Origin of the sequence: Burkholderia sp. Ac-20353 (assembly GCF_017104785.1) — a bacterium.
Classification (GTDB): Bacteria; Pseudomonadota; Gammaproteobacteria; order Burkholderiales; family Burkholderiaceae; genus Burkholderia.
In genome coordinates this window covers 1-21,142 of record NZ_JAAGPL010000150.1, presented here as the reverse complement: position 1 = coordinate 21,142, position 21,142 = coordinate 1, and the positions used below count along the sequence as shown (strand labels likewise).

Sequence of the window (21,142 nt, the reverse complement as noted above, 5' to 3'; positions counted from 1 at the left end):
TAGCCGAGCGTCGCGAGCAGCGCGCAGCCGCAGGCGAGCCGCCACGCGGGCCGGCTCGCCGTCATCGTCCATAGTGCGGCGGCCAGCCACAGCGCGGCGAGCGCGCTCGCCTGCGCGCCCGGCAATGCGTGGAGCAGCGACAGCCCGGTGCCGGCCGCGATCCGGTTCGGGCGCAGCACGACGAACGGCGCGAACAGCACCGCGCCGATCGTCAGCAGGCCGATCAGCACGCCGACCTTGTCGGGTGCCACGCGTCGCGCGGAGGCCGCCGCGCGTGCGATCATTTCACGAAACCCTTCGCTTTCAGGTATTGCGTGGCCACGCCCGCGGCGGGTTCGCCATTGATCTGGATGCGCGCGTTGAGCGTCTGCAGCGTCTTCAGGTCGAGGCTCGCGAACAGCGGCTTCAGGTAGTCGGCGATCTGCGGGTGCGCCTTCAGTACGGCTTCGCGGATCACCGGCGCGGGCGCGTACACGGGCTGCACGTGCTTGTCGTCGTCGAGCACCGTGAGGCCGCTCGCGGCGATTCCGCCGTCGGTGCCGTAGACCATTGCCGCGTTCACGCCGTCGGTCTGGTTCGCGGCCGCCTTGATCGTTGCCGCCGTGTCGCCGCCGGACAGCACGACGAGCTGGTCGGGCTTCAGCTTGAAGCCGTATGCCTTTTCGAACGACGGTAGCGCGGACGCGCTGTTGACGAATTCGGCCGACGCGGCGAGCTTCACCTTGCCGCCGCCCGCCACCCACTTGCCGAAATCGGAGAACGTTTTCAGGTGCTGCGACTGCGCGAGCGGCGCGAGCACCGCGACGCCCCACGTATTGTTCGCGGGCGACGGCGTGAGCCAGACGAGGTGATTCGCCGCGTAGTCGAGCTTCTTCGCGGTGTCGTAGGCCTGCGCGGCATTCTTCCAGACCGGATCGTCGGCCTTGTTGAAGAAGAACGCGGCATTGCCCGTGTATTCGGGATAGATGTCGATCTCGCCGCTGACGAGCGCCTTGCGCACGATCGGCGTCGCGCCGAGCGCGATCTTTTCGGTGACGGGAACGCCGTGGGCCTTCAGCACCTGCGCGATGAGGTTGCCGAGCAGGTTGCCCTCGGTGTCGATCTTCGACGACACCACGACGGCGTCGGCGGCATGTGCGCCGGGCGCCGCGACGGCGGCGGCGAACGCGAGACCCAGCATGCGGGCGGGCAGGGCGAGCTTCATGGGGGCGACCTCCAGGAACAGGGGAGCGTACGCCGAAACTTACTTGACTGGGTGCCCTTTGGCAAACCGTAGGCGGCGGCGCGCCCGCGGCCGGTGTGGGGGATAACCCGGGCGCGGTGCGTTTGCGTGCCCGTCCGACGCTGCTCCGGCTGTTGCGGCAGTTCGCCGCGCCTTCACGCTTCGTCACGCTTGACCGGCATCAAGCTTCGGCGCGTGCAGCCGCCGATGATGGTGGTGAAGCCGCGCACCACCAGAACGCGCGGCAATCTACCCAGCGGAGTTCGTATGTACAAGAAGATCATGGTGGCGGTGGACGGCAGCACGTCGTCGAAGCAGGCGCTCGATGAAGCGCTGAAGCTGGCCAAGGGCAGCGACGCGCAAATCGTCGCGGTATACGTCGTCGACCAGTCGGCGTTGTTCACTTATGCCGGACGCGTCGATCCGCACACGCTGCTCGAGGAACTCCGGCGCGACGGCGCAGCCGTGCTGCATGACGTCGAGCAGATCATCGCGAGTGCGGCGGTGAGCGGCGAGACGGAGCTCATCGGAACGGACGACATCGGCGAGGACATCGCGGAACGCCTGCAGCGCTATGTCGGCGAGAACGCGATCGACCTGGCCGTGGTCGGCACGCACGGGCGGCGCGGCATCCGCCGGATGGTGATCGGCAGCGTCGCGGAGCGCTTCGTGCGCGGGTCGAACTGCCCGGTGCTGCTCGTACGCAGCGAGGACGTGCCGGCTGCTGCTGCAGCCTAGTTCGACGTGTAACACTCCGACACGATCACCCAAGGCCAGCCCGGTAACGGGCGGCCAATCCCACATCTAGCACCCGCCGACACACGTCGGCCATCCTCCTCCCTGCTCCCGTTGAGCGCACAAACAACAGTCGCGCCGCGCCAACTGGCGCGATTCACGCACGTTCCGCGATAATTCAGCGTCCCGCCCCGGCCGGCAGGCCCGCGCTTCTCCGGAAGCCGGCCTGCGCGACCCGCGCGGCGAGACTTACACCAAGCATACGAAGCATCCACGGCGCAACCGGGCCGCGCCGTCACAGAGAGAACGATTCGGGAAAGCCGCCGAAGCCGGCAGCACGTCCTCGACAAGGAAACAACAACATGGATTTGCTGCGCTTCCTGCTGCTCCTGCCGTTTCGCGCGGCCGGTTTCGTCTGGCGTCTGCTCGGCCGCGTGCTGCGGCCGGTCGTCGGCAATGTGTCCTGGGCCGCGCCCGCGTGGATGGGCGTCACCGCCGCGGTGGTGCGCCGCCGCCCGTGGCATGCGGGCGGCGCCGTGCTGCTCGGCGTCGCGCTGGCCTACGGCTGGCACTGGTACAAGCACCGCCCGAAACCGCCCGAGCCGGAAACCGTCAGCTTCACGGTGAAGCCGCTCGCGATCACGACCTACGACACCGACGACAGCGGCAAGCCGAAGGTCACCGTCCATCCGCTCGACATCGTGTTCTCGCGCTCGGCCGCGCCGCTCGAACTCGTCGGCAAGCCGGTCGAGCGCGGGATCGAGATTACGCCTGCGCTGAAGGGCGTGTGGCAATGGGTCGACGACAAGACGCTGCGCTTCACGCCGGCGACCGACTGGCCGGTCGGCGCGCACGTCGAAGGGCGCTTCGCGGTGCGCGACGCGTTCGCGCCGCAGGTCGCGATGGCCGACGACCAATTCGCGTTCGACGTGCCCGCGTTCACCGCGCAGTCAGGCAGCAACCAGTTCTACCAGGACCCGGAGAACCCCGCGCAGAAGCAGGCGATGCTGCAGGTCCGCTTCAACTACCCGGTCGATCCGGCCGCGTTCGAGAAGCGCATCGGGCTCGTGCTGGTCGGCCGCGACGGCAAGAGCACGACGCCGCTGCGCTATACGGTCAACTACGACGCGAACAAGCTGAGTGCGTGGGTCCAGTCGCAGCCGCTCGAGATTCCGCAGGACCCGCTGTCGGTGCGGCTCGACGTCGACAAGGGCGTGAAGAGCGCGCGCGGCGGCGACGGTACGAAGGACGCGCTGCGCGCGTCGGTCGGCGTGCCGGGCCTCTACAGCCTGTCGATCGACAACGTGTCGCCGACGCTCGTCGACAATGACCGCTACGAGCCCGAGCAGGTGCTCGTCGCTGAAACATCCGATGGCGTGCGCAGCGCGGATCTCGCCGCGCGCGCGAAGGCGTGGGTGCTGCCGAAGCGCAAGCCGGGCGTCGACCAGCCGGACGACGATCCGCCGTACGAATGGAACGTCTCGGACGTCGGCGACGCGGTGCTGAAGCAGGCGAAGCCGCTGCCGCTCGAGCCGGTGCCGACCGAGAACGACTACGCGACGCTGCAGAGCTTCAAGTATCACGCGACGCCCGGCGATCGCATCTACGTGCGTTTCGACGACGGCCTGAAGTCGGCCGGCGGCTACCTGCTCGGCAAGCCGGTCGCGCGCGCGTTCACGGTGCCCGACTATCCGAAGCTGCTGCGTTTCATGGCGGACGGCTCGCTGCTGTCGATGAGCGGCAGCAAGCGGCTCTCGGTCGTGTCGCGCAACCTGCCGGGGATGAAGGTCGAGATCGGCCGGGTCGTGCCCGATCAGCTGCAGCACCTCGTCAGCTTCAACGAGGGCACCTATGCGCGCCCGTCGCTGTCGTATTCGTTCAACGAAGACCATATCGTCGAGCGCTTCGTGCAGACGCGCGCATTCCCGGCCGGCGAGCCGGGCAAGGCGCACTACGAGGGCGTCGATCTCGGCCAGTACCTGAAGGGCGGCAAGCGCGGCGTGTTCCTGCTGCACCTGTCGAAATACGATCCGGTCGCGGAGAAGAAGAAGGCGGACGCGGCGAAGGGCGACGACGCGTCGGCGGACGGCAACGGCGGCCAGGACTCGGCCGACGGCACCGATGTGAATGGCGATAGCGGCGGCAACAGCGGCGACGACAGCGACAGCTCGGTCGGCGACACGCGCCTGATCGTCGTGACGGACCTCGGGATGCTCGTCAAGCGCGCGCTCGACGGCAGCCAGGACGTGTTCATCCAGTCGATCCGGTCGGGCCGCCCGGTCGCGGGCGCGACGGTGTCGGTGCTCGCGGTGAACGGCCAGCCGCTGTTCACGCAGACGACCGCCGCGGATGGCATCGTGCATTTCCCGGCATTCAAGGGGCTCGAGCGCGAGAAGCGCCCGCAGCTGTATGTCGTGAAGAAGGATGGCGACCTGTCGTTCCTGCCCGTGTCCGGCCGCGACCGCCAGCTCGACTTCTCGCGCTTCGACGTCGGCGGCGAGCGCAACGCGACCGGCCAGGGGCAACTGTCCGCCTACCTGTTCTCGGACCGCGGGCTGTACCGGCCGGGCGACCCGTTCCATATCGGCCTGATCGTGCGCGCGGCAAACTGGGCGCGCAGCCCGTCCGGCGTGCCGCTGCAGGCGGAAATCGTCGATCCGCGCGGGGTCCCCGTGGAGCGCCGGCCGGTGACCGTCGACGCGACGGGCTTCACCGAGCTAGGCTATACGACGGCCGACACCGCGCCGACCGGCGCGTGGACGATCAACCTGTACATCGTCAAGGACGGCCAGCCGGGTGACGAGCCGATCGGCAGCACGACGGTGCAGGTGAAGGAGTTCCTGCCGGACCGGATGAAGGTCGACGCGAAGCTGTCGCAGCAGGTCATCGAAGGCTGGGTGAAGCCGGACGGGCTGAAGGGGCTCGTCGATGCGCAGAACCTGTTCGGCACGCCGGCGGAGAAGCGCCGCGTCGCGGCGACGCTGACGCTGCGGCCCGTGTGGCCGTCGTTCCGCAGCTGGCAGAATTTCCATTTCTTCGATGCGCGCCGCGCGAAGGAAGGCTATACGACCACGCTGCAGGACGGCCAGACCGACGACAAGGGCCATGCGGAGTTCGATCTAGACCTCGGCAAGTACGCGGACGCGACCTACCAGCTCTACTTCCAGGCGAAGACCTATGAAGCGGAAGGCGGGCGCAGCGTCGCCGCGAACGCGCAGGCGCTCGTGTCGAACAACGACTGGCTGGTCGGCTACAAGGCGGTCGACGATCTCGGCTACGTGAAGCGCGGCAGCCCGCGCACGGTGCGGCTCGTCGCGATCGATCCGCGAGCGAAGGCGATCGACGTGAAGGACCTGCGCGCGCAGCTCGTCGAGGAGCGCTACGTGTCGGTGCTGACGAAGCAGGATTCCGGCGCGTACAAATACGACTCGCGGCTGAAGGAAGTGCCGGTCGACGAGAAGCCGCTGACGATTCCGGCCGCGGGCCTCGACTTCGCGCTGCGCACCGACAAGCCCGGCAGCTACGCGCTGGTGATCCGCCGCGCGGACGGCACCGCGGTGAACCGCATCGAGTACACGGTTGCGGGCGACGCGAACGTGACGCGTTCGCTCGACCGCAACGCGGAGCTGCAGGTGAGTCTCGCGAAGCACGACTACAAGCCGGGCGAGCAGGTCGAGATCGCGATCCGCGCGCCGTATGCGGGCAGCGGCCTGATCACGATCGAGCGCGACAAGGTGTACGCGCACGCGTGGTTCCATGCGGACACGACGAGCTCGATCCAGCACATCACGGTGCCGGCCGGCTTCGAGGGCAACGGCTACATCAACGTGCAGTACATCCGCGATCCGTCGTCGGACGAGATCTTCATGAGCCCGCTGAGCTATGGCGTCGTGCCGTTCTCGGTGAATCTCGACGCGCGCCGCAATGCGTTGACCGTCGACGCGCCCGCGCTCGTGAAGCCGGGCGACACCGCGACCTTCACCGTGCATTCGGCGAAGCCCGCGAAGGTCGTCGTGTTCGCGGTCGACGAGGGGATCCTGCAGGTCGCGCACTACAAGCTCGGCGATCCGCTGAAGTTCTTCTTCCGCAAGCGGATGCTCGAAGTCGGCACGTCGCAGATCCTCGACCTGATCCTGCCGGACTTCGAGAAGCTGATGTCGATGGCGGCTCCCGGCGGCGACGCCGACGACGCGCTCGGCCGCCAGCTCAACCCGTTCAAGCGCAAGCGCGACAAGCCGGTCGTCTACTGGTCGGGGATCGTTGACGTGAACGGCGACGCGCGCGTCAGCTACACGGTGCCCGACTACTTCAACGGCCGGCTGCGCGTGATGGCCGTGTCGGTGTCGCCGGACCTGATCGGCACCTACGAAGGTGCGACGACCGTGCGCGGCGATTTCGTGCTGTCGCCGAACGTGCCGACCACGCTCGCGCCGGGCGACGAAGCGGAAGTGAGCGTCGGCGTCGCGAACAACCTGACCGGCGCCGGCAACGCGCCGGTGCCGGTCGCGGTCACGCTGAAGACGGGCCCGCAGCTGCAGGTGGTCGGCCCGGCGACGCAGAACGTGGCGCTCGCGCCGATGCACGAAGGCGTCGTGCTGTTCCGCGTGAAGGCGACCGACGCGCTCGGCTCCGGCACGCTGTCGTTCGGCGCGCGTTACGGCGCGAAGGCCGCGCAGCAGAGCGTCGACGTGTCGGTGCGGCCGGCCGCCGCGTTCCGCACGCAGCTCGACTTCGCGCGGCTCGATGCAGGCAAGAAGGCGAGCGTGCCGAACTTGCGCAGCATGTACGACGCGTACGCGGCGCGTGACGCGAGCATCTCGACCGCGCCGCTCGTGCTGTCGGAGGGATTGTCGTCGTATCTCGTCAACTTCGACCACTACTGCAGCGAGCAGATGGTGAGCGCGATCGTGCCGCGCGTGTTCGCGTCGAAATGGCTGTCGGTGCGCGCGCTGACGAGCCCGCGGCAGCCGCAGGCCGCTTCGGTGGCTGCGGCCACATCGGCCGAGAAAGCCGCCGCGGACGCGACCGCGCAGTTCTTCGGCGCGCTGCGCACGCGGCAGAACGCGCAGGGCGGCTTCGGGCTGTGGAGCGCGACGCCGGATGCCGATCCGTTCGTGTCCGCGTATGCGATGCATGTGCTGGTCGACGCGCGCGAGCGCGGCGTGGCCGTGCCGAAGGACATGCTCGACGCGGGCAACACGTACCTGCAGCAGCTCGCTGCGAACGACCGGCTCGGCTCGCTCGACCTGCTGCGGCAGCGCGCGTATGCGGTGTACCTGCTGACGCGCGAGGGCAACGTGACGACCAACAGCCTCGCGGCGGTGCAGAAGCGCCTGCAGGACGCGTATCCGAACGACTGGAAGAACGATCTCGCGGCCGCGTGGCTCGCCGCGTCGTACCAGCTGCTGAAGCAGGACAAGGAGGCGGCGGCGCTGATCGCGGGCCCGCAGGGGCTGCTCGAGCGCAAGGCGGCGCGCAACGAGGCGTACGACTACGGCTACTACATCGATCCGCTGACGCGCGACGCGAGCGTGCTGTACCTGCTCGCGAAGCACTTCCCCGAGCGCGTGCGCAAGCTGTCGCCGCGCGTGATGGAGAACGTCGCGGCACCGCTCGAACGCAACCGCTACAACACGCTGTCGTCGGCGATGACGATCCTCGCACTCGACGCTTACGCGGGTTCGGCCGCGGGCGGCCTCGACAAGCTCGCGATTGTCGAGGTGCAAGCGGAGGTGCGCGCGGGCGGCGCGCCGAAGGACGTGTCGTCGGTGCAGGCGAACCTCGTGCGCTCGGGCACCTGGGGCGCCGGCGCATCGCGGGTCGACTTCGTGAACGGCAGCGCGCTGCCCGCTTGGTGGATCGCGAGCCAGTCGGGCTACGACCGCGGCACGTCGACGAAGGCGATCCGCAATGGCCTCGAGATCGTGCGCGAGTACACCGATACGAACGGCAAGCCGCTCGACAAGGTGACGCTCGGCCAGGAGATCGACGTGCACCTGAAGATCCGCGCGACGGGCTCGGCGAGCGTCGGCAACGTCGCGATCGTCGACCTGCTGCCGGGCGGCTTCGATCCGGTGATCGCGCCGCCGCCCGCGACCGACGCGCAGGATGACGGCAACGGCAGCAATGGCGATGCCGGAGGCGCGGAAGCTGCCAGCGCCGCGAATGCACCGTGGCACTCGCCGGTCGGCGTCGCGGGCTCGACCTGGCAGCCGGAATTCGCGGACGTGCGCGAGGACCGCGTGGTGATCTACGGCACCGCGACGACCGACGTGCGCGAGTTCGTGTACCGGATCAAGGCGAGCAACGCGGGTCGCTTCGTCGTACCGCCCGCGTATGGCGAGTCGATGTATGACCGGCGCGTGCAGGCGCAGTCGCCGGGCGGCGCGACGCTCACGGTCGGGCGCGCGCGATGACGGGCAGGAGCACGGGTGCCCTGCGTGCGCCGCGCCGGGCGTGCGCGATGACGGGCGCGGGCATGGGTGCACTGCGCCTACCGCGCCCGGCGCAAGGAGTGTCGGTGCGTGGCTGAGGTTTCCGTATTCGGGCGAGCGCGGCGCGCCGCCGGCCGCTGGCTGCATCGCTGGCAGAACTGGATCGCGGGCGCGCTGCTCGTCGCGGCGGTGCTGGCCGGTTTCCGGCTGTGGCCGCATCCGTCGCTGCGCGACTGGAAGCCGTCGTCGACCGCAGTGTTCGATGCGCACGGCCGGCTGTTGCGGCTCACGCTCGCGAAGGACGACCGCTACCGGCTGTGGGTGCCGCTCGACCGGATGTCGCCGCAGCTCGTCGAAGCGGTGCTGCTGCACGAGGACCGCTGGTTCTGGTGGCATCCGGGCTTCAATCCTTACGGCCTCGCGCGCGGTGCGTGGGTCACCTACGTGCGCGGCGGCAACCCGCAGGGCGGCTCGACGCTGACGATGCAGCTCGCGCGTTCGCTGTGGCGGCTCAACACGCGCACGCCGCTCGGCAAGCTTCAACAGGTCGGCCGTGCGCTGCAGCTCGAACTGTTCTATTCGAAGCGGCAGATCCTCGAGGCGTACCTGAACGACGCGCCATACGGCCGCAACGTCGAAGGCGCGGGCACCGCAAGCCTCGTGTATTTCGACCGGCAGGCCGCCGCGCTGACGCTGCCCGAGGCGCTCGCGCTCGCGGTGATCCCGCAGGATCCGGCGCGGCGCGTGCGTGGCGGCGCGGGGCAGGACGAGATCAACCGTGCGCTCGCCGCGTCGCGCAACCGGCTGTACGCGCGCTGGCTCATGCGCCATTCACGCGATGCGGCGTTGCGGCCGCTGTTTGCGCTGCCGCTCGCGATGCGCCCGTTCGGGGCGCTGCCGTTCGACGCACCGCATGCGGTCGACCAGGTGCTGGCCGAGCGCGACGCGTGGCGCACCCGGGCGGACGATGGGGGCGATGGGGGCGACGGGGAGGACGGCGACGAGAAGGAACGCGACGGCGCGCGCATCGTCACGACGCTCGATCTCGATCTGCAACGTGCGCTCGAACGGCAGATCGGCCGCTACGTCGCGCGCAACGACACGCAGGGCATCCGCAACGCGGCGGCGATCCTCGTCGATACGCGCGACATGGGCGTGAAGGCGCTCGTTGGTTCCGCTAACTTCTTCGATCGCGCGATCCAGGGGCAGGTGAACGGCACGCTCGCGCGGCGCTCGCCGGGTTCGACGCTGAAGCCGTTCATCTACGCGCTCGGCTTCGACCAGGGCGTGCTGCATCCGCAGACGGTGCTGCGCGACGTGCCGACGTCGTTCGGCCCGTATGCGCCGGAGAACTTCGACGGCCACTTCCTCGGGCCGATCACCGCGACCGACGCGCTGAACCGCAGCCGCAACGTGCCGGCCGTGTGGGTCGCGTCTCAGCTCAAGCAGCCCGATCTGTACCGGTTCCTGCAGGAAGCCGGCGTGCGCCGGCTCGCGAGCGCGCAGCACTACGGGCTCGCGCTCGTGCTCGGCGGCGGCGAGGTCACGATGCAGGATCTGGCACGCCTGTACGCGATGCTCGCGAATGGCGGCGTGCTGCGGCCGCTGCGGCTGCGCGACGACGAGCAGGTCGCGCCGGGCCGGCGCCTGCTGAGCGCGGAAGCGAGCTTCATGACGATGGACATGCTGCGCCAGCACCTGCGCCCCGACGAGACCAGCGGTGCCCAGCCCGGGCGGCTGCCCGTGTACTGGAAGACCGGCACGTCGTGGTCGTTCCGCGATGCGTGGACGGCCGGCGTGTTCGGGCCGTACGTGCTGGTCGTCTGGGTCGGCAATTTCGACAACTCGACCAACACGGCGTTCGTCGGCGTCGACGCGGCCGCGCCGCTGTTCTTCCAGATCGTCGATGCGCTGAACGCCGAGCGTGCTCTCGCCGAACCGCCGCGGCCGGCGCCGCCGCGCGTGAAGCGCGTGCGGATCTGTCTCGCGAGCGGCGACCTGCCGAACGAGTGGTGCCCGCAGCAGGGCTGGACGTGGTTCATCCCGGGCACGTCGCCGATCCGCGTGAGCACCGTGCATCGGCCCGTCGTGATCGACGATTCGACCGGGCGCCCCGCGTGCCCGCCATACGACGGCAAGCGCACGCACACCGAGGTGTTCGAGTTCTGGCCGTCGGATCTGCAGCAGGTGTTCACGCAGGCCGGCATTCCGCGCCGGCGCCCGCCGCAGAATCCGGACTGCGGCAACGCGGGGCAGATCGACGGGGATCCGCCGCGGATCACGTCGCCGCTACGCGGCAGCACGTATGCGATGCGCGTGAAGGATGCGGGCGGCACGCGCATCGCGTTCAACGCGACCGCCGATGCGAGCGCGCATGCGCTCTACTGGTTCGTCAACGATGCATACGTCGGCCGCAGCGCGCCGGGCGACGCGCTGTTCTGGCAGCCGGGAACAGCGGGCAGCTTTACCGTGCGGGTGGTCGACGACCACGGCCGCAGCGACCAGCGGCCGCTGGCGGTCGGGCTCGAGCAGTAGCGCAGGCGCCGCGCGGCCGCATCGCGACGCGAGTGGTCGACGTCGCGACCGCCAATGTCACGCGGTCAGGCGGCTGTCGATTTCGACGTCGCCGGTGAGCAGCCGGTGAATCGGGCACACGTTTGCGATTTCCAGCAGCCGGTTGCGCTGCTCGGCCGTCAGGTTGCCGCTCAGTGTGATGTCACGCGTGATCTTCGTCGGCGAACCGGGGCGCTCGTCGATGATCGCGAGACGCACGTCGATCCCATCGAGCGGCAGTTCCTTGCGCTGCGCATACATCGCGACGGTGATCGCGGTGCAGGAGCCGAGCGCGGACAGCAGCAGGTCGTGCGGATCGGGGCCGCTGTCGGCGCCGCCGAGACTGGCCGGCACGTCGCTTTGCCATTCGTGGGCGCCGGACGTCAGCGTGACGCGGTAGCGGATCGCGCCGAGATGGGCGACGACGGTCGAATTTGCCATGGGGAATCCTGGTGAAGGGGAAAGCGAAAGGAATCGGGGCGAGCGGAATCGGGGTGGCCCGGTGTCGCGGGTCAGTCGCGGATCAGCGGTCCTCGATCCGGACGACCGCGTAGCCGGCATCGTCGAACGCGACGAAGAACTCCTCGGCGAACAGCCACGAATCGACGTGGACCATCCGGTTCGCCTGGTCGACCTGAACCGTGGCGTCCGGGTCGACGGTCCGGATCTGATGGGCGATGTCCTGTTGTGCTGCGTCGTCGATGGCGTGGTCGAGCAGAAATTCCATGATGTGCTCCTGATCGAATGCGAGAGTCCGTATGCGTACTCGCGTCCGCGCGGCGGCGGGCGAGTCGCGCATTTGCGCAACGGGTGGGCCGGCGGGGCGGCGCTACCAGTTGCGCGATCCGATCGCAACCTTACATCGTCGTGACAGAGTTCGCTAGCGGGAGCGCGCGGAACGGACTGTCGCCCGGCGCGCAACAACGGGCGCGGACGCCGTGCCGGCGCGCTGCCCCTTCGTCGCGTAGAAGATCGCGGTGACCATCGCGATCCAGATCGGCCCGACGATCACCGCGATGCGCGTGTCGGCAAACGCGGCCATCAGCGCGATCACGACCAGCAGGAACGCCAGCGCGAGCGCGTTGCAGTACGGGAAGAACGGCACGCGGCACGGCAGCTTCGACAAGTCCTGCATCTGCAGTGTCTTGCGGAACCGGTAATGCGACACGAGGATGATGCCCCACGTCCACAGTGCGCCGAACGTCGACACCGCGGTCAGCCACACGAACACCTGCTTCGGGCTCACGTAATTGAGGAACACGCCGACGAGCGAGCATGCGCACGAGAACACCAGCGCGACCGCCGGAATGCCGTTGCGCGAGATGCGTGCGAACAGCGCTGGCGCCTGCTTCTGCAGCGCGAGGTTGTACAGCAGCCGCGACGTGCCGTACAGGTTGCTGTTGCACGACGACAGCGCGGCGGTCAGCACGACGAAGTTGATGATGCCCGCGGCCGAATGGATGCCGAGGCGGTCGAAGGTCAGCACGAACGGGCTGCCCTGCGTGCCGATCTGGTTCCACGGGTAGATCGACATGATCACGAACAGCGCGCCGACGTAAAAGATCAGCACGCGCCAGAACACCGAGTTCACCGCGCGCGCGAGCGTCTTCTCCGGGTTGCGCGCCTCGCCGGCCGTGATGCCGAGCATCTCGATGCCCTGGTACGCGAACATCACCATCGGCAGCGCCTTCAGCATCCCGGCGATGCCGTTCGGCATGAAGCCGCCGTGCGACCACAGGTTCGAGATGCCGGTCGCGATCCCGCCGTTGCCGACGCCGAACACGATCATGCCGGTGCCCGCGACGATCATCAGCACGATCGTCACGACCTTGATCAGCGCGAACCAGAACTCGAATTCGCCGTACGCGCGGACCGCGACGAAATTGATCGCGGTGACCGACGCGAGCGCGGCAAGCGTCCAGATCCAGGTCGGCACGTGCGGAAACCAGATGTTCATGTAGATGCCGGCCGCGGTGATCTCGCACATGCTGCCGACGAGCGCGGTGAGCCAGTAGGTCCAGCCGGTCAGGTAGCCGGGCAGCGGGCCGAGGTAGTCCTGCGCATAGCGGCTGAACGATCCCGCGACCGGGTTCGTGACCGCCATTTCGCCGAGCGCACGCATGATGATGAAGATCGCGACGCCCGCGAGCGCGTAGCTGAGCAGGATCGCGGGGCCGGCCGTCCTGATCGCGCTGGCCGAGCCGAGGAACAGGCCGACGCCGATCGCCGTGCCCAAGGCCATCAGGTTGATGTGGCGTTCTTCGAGTCCGCGGTGCAGCGAAGCTTGCCGTTGCGGCATGTCATCTCCTTCCGTGGCTGCGGGCCGGTGGGCGCGTGCCTGTCCGCTGCAGCCGTTGTCTGTTTGGGGTGATGGGGAGGGCGTCGCGCGGGGTGCCGCTCGCGACGCGATGCGCGGCGGCCGCGGTGGGCCGCTTCGTGCAGCGATTATTTCGAAGAGCCCCGCCAACAGACAGCAGGCAAAGCTGCAGGAATGGGCGGCCGATTGCGCAATCTGCCCGGGCGGGCTGGCGTTCTGTGCAGTGGGGCGGGAATACGACGCGCTCGATACTGATCGCCGTCAGTCGCGCCCGCGACCCAGACCCGACGACCTTGCGCGTCCAGCGATGCCGCGCGCACGGCCGCCTCAGGCTCGCTGGTTAGAGCTTCAAACCGCCTTCCCGGGGCCGCGCGCGAGCCAGACGATCGCCAGCGTGGCGACAAACGCAAACGACGAGAAATGGAAGAAGTCGTTCAGCGACAGCATGTGCGCCTGCACGTCGAGTTGCCGCGCGACGATTGCCCACGCCTGATCGTCGCGAAAGCCCCCGCTCTTGATCCGCGCGAGGGTTTCCGCCGTGACGTCGTTGTTGAGATTCAGCGTCTTGACGAGGTAAGTCTGGTGGAACCGCGCGCGCTGATCCCAGAACGTCTGCGCGAGCGACGCGACGAGACTGCCCGCCATCATACGGATTGCCGTTTGCAAGCCCGATGCGGCCGCAATCTTCTCGGGTGGCACGCCGACCAGCGACAGGCTGACGAGCGGCGTCAGGAAGAAGCCGATGCCGATGCCTTGCGCGAGACACGTGAGCGCGATCGTGGTGGCGTCGACTTCCGTCGTCATCGTCGACCGCCACCACGCGACGATCGCCCACGCGACGAAGGCGAGGCTCGCGAACAGACGCGCATCCCGGCGGCGCACCCACTTGCCGAGAAACGGCGCGAGAACGATGCCGAACACACCCATCGGCGCGGTCACGAGGCCGGCCCACGTCGAGTTGTAGCCGAGGTTCGTCTGCAGCCAGAGCGGTATGAGCACGAGCGCCGCGAAGTAGAGCCCGAAGCCCGCCGCCACCGCCATCGTGCCGACCGCAAAGTTGCGATGGAGGAACAGGCGCAGATCGATGATCGGGTGACTGTCGCCGAGCTCCCAGATGATCAGCACGATGAAGCCGAGCACGGCCAGCACCGCCGTCACCCAGATGAACGGCGACGAGAACCAGTCGAGCGTGCGGCCGCGATCGAGCGTCACTTGCAGGCAGCCGATCGCGATGGCGAGCAGACACAGGCCGATGACGTCCACGGGCAGGCGCACGGTCGGCGTTTCGCGGCCGCGCAGCACGAAGGAGACCGCGGCGATCACGAAGATCCCGACCGGCGCGTTGACGAGAAAGATCCACGGCCAGCTGTACGCGTCGGTGATCCAGCCGCCGAGCATCGGCCCGGCGACCGGCCCGGCCATGTTCGTCATTGCCCACATCGCCACCGCGAGCGCCTGTTTGTCGCGGGGAAAGACCGCGACGAGCAGCGCCTGCGACAGTGGCACGATCGGTCCCGAGACCGCGCCTTGCAACACCCGCAACGCCAGCAACGATTCAAAGGTCGGCGCGAGCCCGCAGAGGACCGATGCGATCGTGAATGCGGCGAGCGACCCGAGAAAGAGCCGCACCTGACCGAAGCGCCGCGACAGCCATCCGGTGAGCGGAATGCAGATCGCATTCGCGATCGCGAATGACGTGATGATCCACTCGCCCTCGTCGGACGACACGCCCAGGTTCCCCGCGATCGTCGGCACCGACACGTTGGCGATCGTGACGTCGACCACCGCCATGAACGATGCGAGGCCGAGGGCGAGCGTCGCGAGCGACCGCGTCGGTCCGGTGAGCGTCGACGGCGGCTGCTTCGCGGCGGGGTGCGCTGCGGGTTGTGCCGCTGAATGTGCCGCTGATTGTGCGTTGTCGGCAGGTCGGGCGGCCGTCGTCATTGGTCGCCCCCGAGATTCGCGGCAACGATCGCCTTGATCCGTTCGTCGGCGTGTTGCTCCTCCGCCGCATAGACGCTGGCCGCGTCGTCGACCCGGCGGTCGTGCGACGCCACGCGCTTCGGATCGCACGCGTCGGCGTGGATCTTCACTTCGGTGGACATGCCGATGCGCAGCGGATGGGCGGCAAGGTCGGCCGGCGCGATCGCGATGCGCACCGGCACGCGCTGCACGACCTTGATCCAGTTGCCGGTGGCGTTCTGCGCTGGCAGCAGCGCGAAGCTCGCCCCCGATCCGGCCTCGACGTCCTCGACGTGCCCGTGATAGACGATCGAATTGCCGTAGATATCGGCCGTCACCGTCGCGCGTTGACCGGGGCAGACGCCGTCGAGCTGCACTTCCTTGAAGTTTGCGTCGACCCAGAGGCGCTCGAGCGGCACGACGGCCATCATCCGGTCGCCGGGCGCGACGCGCCGCCCGAGCTGGACCGTGCGCTGCGCGATCATGCCGCCGACCGGCGCGCGCACGACGGTGCGCGCGAGCGTGACCTCGGCCGCGTGCACACGTGCCGAAGCGGCCTTCACGGTCGGATGCGACTCGACCGTCATGCCGTCGACCAGCGCGTGCGCCTGCCTGCGCTGCTCCTTGGCCGCCGCGAGCGCGGCCTGCGCGACGGACACGTTGTCCCGCGCGTGGCGCACGTCCTCGCCCGTGACCGCGCCCGTGTCGGCGAGCGCGCGACGGGCCTCGAAGTCGACCTTTACTTTCGCGAGCTCGGTCTCGCGCAGCTTGACGTCGGCGTCGTAGCGCGCATTGGCGGCGAACAGGCCGCGCGCCGTACGCACGGCCTGGGCGAGTTGCGCATCGGCCGCGGCCAGTTCGATGCGCGCATCGGTCGAATCGATCTCGACGAGCGGCGCACCTGCCGCGACGCGGTCGGTATTGTCGGCGAACACGCGCGTCACGACGCCGGCCACCTGCGGCGTGACTTGCGCGACGTGACCGTTGACGTACGCATCGTCGGTCGTGCGCGTCGCGCCGTCGGAGACGACGTGCCACGCGCCCAACCCGGCGCCCACCAGAATGACGGCGGCCGCGGTGATGGTCAGGCGCTTCTTGCGGACGGCGCCGCGCGTGTCGATGACTTGGGTTTCAGTGGTGTCACTCATGATAGGGGGAGATCTTCGAAAGAGTAGAACGGGGCGTGTTGAGCGCAATGGGCTCGACCGGCGATTGCGGAGCGCTATCGTGCGACGGGCGCGACGGGCGCCACGCGCCGCCGAGCGCCCGGATCAACGCGGTCTGCGCGAGCACGATGCGCGCGTCGGCCTCGGCCGAGCGACGTTCCGACAGTAGCCGCGCTGTCTCGGTCGCGAGCCGGTCCACACCACTCGCGAGTCCTTGCCGCTCGCGATCCTTCTGCAGACTGACGACATGCGTCCAGTGATCGAGCGCCTCGTCCGCCTCGCGCTTCTGCGCTCGCTCCGCGCGCAGGGTGACGATCGCGTTGGCGACCTGGCCGAGCGCGGTCGCGACGGCCTGGTTATAGGTGAGCACCGCCGCGTCGTATTCGGCCGTGCGCTGCTTCAGATTGCTGCGCAGTCGTGCGTTGTCGAAAATCGGCAGCGTGAGCGCGGGCCCCAGGCCGAGCGCGGAACTGCCGGGACGCATCAGTTGCCCGAGGTCGAGGCTCTTGAAGCCGGCGAACGCGACGATGTCGATGTCGGGATAAAAAGCGGCCTTGGACGCGCCGATTTCGTGCGCCGCCGCTTCGACGTTGGCGCGCGCCGTTGCGATGTCCGGCCGGTAGCCCAGCAGCGTGGCCGGAATCGTCGAGAGCGGCGCCGGGTCGCCGATGAGCGCGAGCTTCGGACGCCTGATCTGATCGCCGAACGCCGGCGTCTCGCCCATCAGCGATGCGATCTGGTTACGTCGCCGGCCGATTTCGCCTGTCAGGCGGTCGATTTCGCTGCGCGTCTCGGTGACGGATTCGCGCGCCTGCACGGCGTCGATATCCGTCGCGAGGCCCGCTTTCGCCCGCAAGCGCAGCAGATCGACCACACCCTGACGGCGGGAGATCGCGTTCGTCGCGATGTCGCGGACTTTATAGGCCGCGTCGAGGCCGACGTACGCGTCGACGATCGCCGTCTCCAGCAGCAACCGGGCGTCGTCCGCCTCGGCCTGCGCGGCGCGCACGCGCTCCCGGGCCGCGGCTTCGGATTCGCGGCGCTTGCCCCAGAAGTCGAGCCGATAGTAGGCGTCCGCGGTCAGGCGACCTGAGCTGCCCCCCTTTCCGGCGTACTGGCTCGAATAGGTGTAGCGATCGGGAAAGTGCTCGACGAGCGCTGCCCCGTTGGCCGTCATGGACGGCAGATCCTCGGACGAGACGATGCCGAGTGCCGCCTGCGCGCGATCGATGCGCGCGACCGCAAGCGCCATGGTCGGCGACACCTGCGCGGCCCGCTCGATCAATTGATCGAGTTGCGGATCGCCGTATATCTTCCACCACGCCGCATCGGCCTGCGCCTGCGACGCGTCGCCTGGTTCGCCGCGGGCGGCCGCCTCGGTAATGCTGGCGCCGGCCGCGTTGTCGTCCGGCACAACCAGGGTCGCCTGCGGGACGATGCCCCCGGCGCAACCGAACAGCGAGAAGACCGCTGCACTCGAGACGAGAACGGTTCCCCGCCTCCGTAACGTGTTCCTGACCATCGCGACTCCATGCTTTGAACGATCTGTCGGCGAAGGTACGCGTGCTGATCAACTTCAGGAATGATCGGTGCGGAAATCATGCTTTTCATTTTTAGCAATCGACTTGGTGTTACCGTTGCGCCAGCTACTCGTGCGCGGCGCTGTCGTTCGCCGCATCGGGCATGCTCAATGCGAGATCAAGAAATGGAACAACCCATCGACCTGAATCTGCTGATCGCGCTGGATGCGCTGCTGACCGAGGGCAGCGTGACGGCGGCCGCCGAGCGAATGAACATGAGCGTGCCGACCATGAGCCGCACACTCATGCGGATCCGCAAGATGATCGGCGATCCGATCCTCGTGCGCGCTGGCCGCGGGCTGGCGCCGACGCCGCGCGCGGTCGCGCTGCGCAAAGGCACGAGCGACATCGTGCAGCAGGCGCGCGCGTTGCTGCGCCAGGACGAGGCTTTCGATCTGCGCACGCACGAGCGGACGTTCACGATACGCGCGGACGACGGTTTCGTCAGTTCCTTCGGCCCGCTGCTGCTGCGCCGGATGATGGAGGCCGCGCCGCTCGTGAACCTCCGTTTCAGCGCGCAGGGAGAACAGGATGTCGAGGCGCTGCGTGAAGGACAGATCGATCTCGACGTCGGCGTGATTGCGGACATCGGCCCGGAAATCGTCCGCCAGACCCTGTTTCGGGATCGCTTCGTCGCGGCGTTCCGCGTCGGGCATCCGCTCGAGGTGGCCGAAACGATTACACCGGAGCTGTTCTGCCAATACCAGCACGTGACGTTCTCCCGGCGCGGCCGGACGAGCGGCCCCGTGGACGACATGTTGCTCGCGCAAGGGCTCGGGAGGCGCGTGACCGTGGTCGCGCCGACGTTCGCCGCAGCGCTGTCGATCGCCCGCGAAACCGACCTCGTCGCGACCGTCGCCGAACGCCTCACGCAGACGGCGCGCTTCGGCATGCGCACGCGCGAGTTGCCCGTCGCGACGCCGCCATTGGTGATCTCGCAGGCCTGGCATCCGCGCGTGGGGGCCGATCCGGCGCATCGCGCGATCCGCACGCTCGTCAAGGCCGTGTGCGAGACCTCGATCTAGCCGCGCGAAGGGCGCCGCCACGGGCGCGGCGCTCACGCATCACGCGATCGTCCCGCGGCACGCGGTACGCGGTACGCGGTACGCGGTACGCGGCCGGCCGGATCGATGCGGGGCGGTCGCGCGGCGGTCAGAACGTGTGGCGGATCCCGAGGTTCGCGCCGACCGTCGTGCCCTCCACACCGAACAGCGCGTTGTTGATCCCGAGCCCGGTGTTCATCGCGCCGTGGTTGTTGACCATCGCGACCTGCGCGTACAGCGCGGTCGCTTTCGACAGGCTGTAGGTCGTGCCGAGCGCGGCGAGCACCGAATGATTGTGGGTATCGTTGCGATCGCTCGTCACCCACACGCCGCCGTTCAGGTCGACGGCGGGCGTCGCCTGGTAGTCGAGGCCGCCGCCGTAGACGTTGTTGCTGAACGAGCCGCCGACCTTGTAGCTCGTAAACGAGGCCTTCGCGGTGACGGGGCCGAAGTTGTAGGCGGCGCCGAGCGTGCGGCCGACGAATGCGACCGTGCCCGGAATCGGCGTCGATGCGGTGCCGCCGCTGTTGCCATCGTAGAACGCGGCATTGACCATCAGGCCGCCGATCTCGTACTTCAGGCTCGCCGAATACTGCCGGCCGGCCTGGAAGTTGCCGGCCTGGCCGCCGAACGCGAACATCGCGCTGCCGGTCAGGCCGGCGATCGTCGGGCTCGTGTACGACACCGCGTTTGCGTTGAACAGGCCGGTGACGAGCACGTTGTCGACGTAGTTGATCAGTCCGCTGCCGAAGTGCGCAAAGCTGCGCGGATCGGAATCGTCGATCGCGAGCAGGAACGGCGAGAACTGCAGGCCGGCCTTCAGTTCGCCGTATGCGCTGTCCAGCGATACCCACGCCTGGCGGCCGAAGAAGTTGCCGTTCGAGTGATTGAACGCGCCGTTCGCGACACTGAAGCCGCTTTCGAGCTTGAACTTCGCCTTCAGGCCGCCGCCCAGATCCTCGACGCCGGTCAGCCCGAACGTCGTCGGCGTCAAGCCGGTGTCGGTCATCGCGAACTGACGGCCCGCGTTCGCGCCGGTGGCCGAGTCGAGCGTCTTGTTCGTATACAGCAACGCGACGTCCAGGTTGCCGTATAACGTCACGCTGCTCTGCGCGAACGCGCTCGTGCTCGTGCTCGCCATCGCGCCGAGCAATGCCGCGCAAATCGTCCATGAATTCGTCCGTGAATGCGTCCAGGTTCTGCTCTTCATCGTCTGTCTCCGTGTTGTTGGGTTTTGTAATCAGTAAAACTAATCAATGCTGCGAGGGCGGCGGCATCGGATGCCGCGTCAATGCCGTGCGGTGGGTAGACGCACGGTGAAAATGGTGCAAACGGTGCGCTCGGCGCGCCCGGTGCGGGCCGGCCGGCGGCCGGGATGACCGCCGCCGCCGGCTGGCGCCGCGCACGGCGGGGATCGCCCGCCGGAGCAGGTGGCGTTACATCGAACGGTTCAACTGGTCGAGGATCGCGGGGTTCTCGAGCGTGGACATGTCCTGCGTGATTGCCTCGCCCTTCGCGAGCGAGCGCAGCAGCCGGCGCATGATCTTGCCCGAACGCGTCTTCGGCAGGTTGTCGCCGAAACGGATGTCCTTCGGCTTCGCGATCGGCCCGATCTGCTTGCCGACCCAGTCGCGCAACTCCTTCGCGAGCTTCGCGGCCTCATTCCCCTCGTCGCCCTCCGCAAGCGTGCGCTTGAGCACGACGAACGCGACCACCGCTTCGCCGGTCGTCTCGTCCGGCCGGCCGACTACGGCCGCCTCGGCGACGAGCTCATGCGCGACCAGCGCCGACTCGATCTCCATCGTGCCGAGCCGATGGCCCGACACGTTCAGCACGTCGTCGATCCGGCCCATGATCGTGAAGTAGCCCGAGTCCTTGTCGCGCACGGTGCCGTCGCCGGCGAGGTACAGCGTGCCGCCGAGTTCTTCCGGGTAGTAACTCTTCCTGAAGCGCTCCGGGTCGCCCCAGATCGTGCGGATCATCGCCGGCCACGGACGCTTGACGACCAGGATCCCGCCCTGGCCGTTCGGCACGTCCTGGCCCGTCTCGTCGACCACCGCGGCCATGATGCCCGGCAGCGGCAGCGTGCACGAACCGGGCACGGTCGGCGTCGCGCCCGGCAGCGGCGTG

At 68.5% G+C, this 21,142-nt stretch carries 12 protein-coding genes and 2 pseudogenes; 4 read left to right on the top strand and 10 right to left on the bottom strand.

What is annotated here, in order from left to right:
* Together G3N94_RS29975 and G3N94_RS29970 are read right to left on the bottom strand one after the other, a co-directional pair.
* Positions 1 to 284 (bottom strand): annotated as a pseudogene (locus tag G3N94_RS29975) (ABC transporter permease); the annotation flags it as partial.
* Complete coding sequence (locus G3N94_RS29970; RefSeq protein ID WP_205796546.1) at positions 281 to 1,204, bottom strand: ABC transporter substrate-binding protein; 924 nt, start codon at positions 1,202 to 1,204, stop codon at positions 281 to 283. The gene G3N94_RS29970 and the pseudogene G3N94_RS29975, both read right to left, overlap by 4 nt.
* A 285-nt stretch (positions 1,205 to 1,489) precedes the next feature.
* Between G3N94_RS29970 and G3N94_RS29965 the strand changes: the two genes are divergently transcribed.
* From G3N94_RS29965 to pbpC, 3 genes are all read left to right on the top strand, one after another.
* Complete coding sequence (locus G3N94_RS29965; protein WP_205796544.1) at positions 1,490 to 1,960, top strand: universal stress protein; 471 nt, start codon at positions 1,490 to 1,492, stop codon at positions 1,958 to 1,960.
* A 359-nt stretch (positions 1,961 to 2,319) separates the two neighbouring features.
* Entirely contained in the window at positions 2,320 to 8,373 is a 6,054-nt protein-coding gene (locus tag G3N94_RS29960) for an MG2 domain-containing protein (RefSeq protein ID WP_205796543.1), read from the top strand.
* A 108-nt stretch (positions 8,374 to 8,481) separates the two neighbouring features.
* On the top strand, positions 8,482 to 10,926 hold the full coding sequence (pbpC, locus tag G3N94_RS29955) for a penicillin-binding protein 1C (RefSeq protein WP_205796541.1): 2,445 nt from the start codon (positions 8,482 to 8,484) through the stop codon (positions 10,924 to 10,926).
* Between the two features lie 57 nt (positions 10,927 to 10,983).
* Here the strand turns inward: pbpC and G3N94_RS29950 are convergent, their stop codons facing one another.
* The 6 genes from G3N94_RS29950 to G3N94_RS29925 form a co-directional block, all read right to left on the bottom strand.
* Positions 10,984 to 11,385 carry an OsmC family protein gene (locus G3N94_RS29950; RefSeq protein WP_205796539.1) on the bottom strand — a complete coding sequence of 134 codons (402 nt, stop codon included), beginning with the start codon at positions 11,383 to 11,385 and terminating at the stop codon, positions 10,984 to 10,986.
* Between the two features lie 82 nt (positions 11,386 to 11,467).
* A complete protein-coding gene (locus G3N94_RS29945; protein WP_205796537.1) occupies positions 11,468 to 11,671 on the bottom strand; it encodes a hypothetical protein in 204 nt (67 codons plus the stop codon).
* A gap of 153 nt (positions 11,672 to 11,824) precedes the next feature.
* Positions 11,825 to 13,243: an amino acid permease gene (locus G3N94_RS29940; RefSeq protein WP_205796535.1), complete on the bottom strand. Its 1,419-nt coding sequence runs from the start codon at positions 13,241 to 13,243 to the stop codon at positions 11,825 to 11,827.
* A 366-nt stretch (positions 13,244 to 13,609) separates the two neighbouring features.
* Positions 13,610 to 15,205, bottom strand: a complete 1,596-nt coding sequence (locus G3N94_RS29935) for a DHA2 family efflux MFS transporter permease subunit (protein WP_205796533.1) — start codon at positions 15,203 to 15,205, stop codon at positions 13,610 to 13,612.
* The gene (locus G3N94_RS29930) at positions 15,202 to 16,371 is read right to left on the bottom strand and encodes an efflux RND transporter periplasmic adaptor subunit (protein ID WP_205796531.1); all 1,170 of its coding nucleotides are present in this window, start codon (positions 16,369 to 16,371) and stop codon (positions 15,202 to 15,204) included. The genes G3N94_RS29935 and G3N94_RS29930 overlap by 4 nt, the downstream gene beginning before the upstream one ends.
* Complete coding sequence (locus G3N94_RS29925) at positions 16,364 to 17,911, bottom strand: efflux transporter outer membrane subunit (RefSeq protein ID WP_241022148.1); 1,548 nt, start codon at positions 17,909 to 17,911, stop codon at positions 16,364 to 16,366. Before G3N94_RS29925 ends, G3N94_RS29930 begins: the two co-directional genes overlap by 8 nt.
* 183 nt (positions 17,912 to 18,094) lie before the next feature.
* Here G3N94_RS29925 and G3N94_RS29920 point away from each other — a divergent pair, with 183 nt between their 5' ends.
* A complete protein-coding gene (locus tag G3N94_RS29920) occupies positions 18,095 to 18,994 on the top strand; it encodes a LysR family transcriptional regulator (protein ID WP_205796526.1) in 900 nt (299 codons plus the stop codon).
* Between the two features lie 127 nt (positions 18,995 to 19,121).
* Here the strand turns inward: G3N94_RS29920 and G3N94_RS29915 are convergent, their stop codons facing one another.
* Entirely contained in the window at positions 19,122 to 20,222 is a 1,101-nt protein-coding gene (locus tag G3N94_RS29915; RefSeq protein ID WP_205796524.1) for a porin, read from the bottom strand.
* Positions 20,223 to 20,448: 226 nt separating this feature from the next.
* Positions 20,449 to 21,142: pseudogene (locus G3N94_RS29910) on the bottom strand (AMP-binding protein); the annotation flags it as partial.

What these genes read in the sequence shown, in the direction of transcription:
- G3N94_RS29970 (WP_205796546.1), bottom strand. Translation starts at nt 1,204, where the DNA reads ATGAAGCTCGCCCTGCCCGCCCGCATGCTGGGTCTCGCGTTCGCCGCC.
- G3N94_RS29965 (WP_205796544.1), top strand. Translation starts at nt 1,490, where the DNA reads ATGTACAAGAAGATCATGGTGGCGGTGGACGGCAGCACGTCGTCGAAG.
- G3N94_RS29960 (WP_205796543.1), top strand. Translation starts at nt 2,320, where the DNA reads ATGGATTTGCTGCGCTTCCTGCTGCTCCTGCCGTTTCGCGCGGCCGGT.
- G3N94_RS29950 (WP_205796539.1), bottom strand. Translation starts at nt 11,385, where the DNA reads ATGGCAAATTCGACCGTCGTCGCCCATCTCGGCGCGATCCGCTACCGC.
- G3N94_RS29945 (WP_205796537.1), bottom strand. Translation starts at nt 11,671, where the DNA reads ATGGAATTTCTGCTCGACCACGCCATCGACGACGCAGCACAACAGGAC.
- G3N94_RS29940 (WP_205796535.1), bottom strand. Translation starts at nt 13,243, where the DNA reads ATGCCGCAACGGCAAGCTTCGCTGCACCGCGGACTCGAAGAACGCCAC.
- G3N94_RS29935 (WP_205796533.1), bottom strand. Translation starts at nt 15,205, where the DNA reads ATGACGACGGCCGCCCGACCTGCCGACAACGCACAATCAGCGGCACAT.
- G3N94_RS29930 (WP_205796531.1), bottom strand. Translation starts at nt 16,371, where the DNA reads ATGAGTGACACCACTGAAACCCAAGTCATCGACACGCGCGGCGCCGTC.
- G3N94_RS29925 (WP_241022148.1), bottom strand. Translation starts at nt 17,911, where the DNA reads ATGGTCAGGAACACGTTACGGAGGCGGGGAACCGTTCTCGTCTCGAGT.
- G3N94_RS29920 (WP_205796526.1), top strand. Translation starts at nt 18,095, where the DNA reads ATGGAACAACCCATCGACCTGAATCTGCTGATCGCGCTGGATGCGCTG.
- G3N94_RS29915 (WP_205796524.1), bottom strand. Translation starts at nt 20,222, where the DNA reads ATGAAGAGCAGAACCTGGACGCATTCACGGACGAATTCATGGACGATT.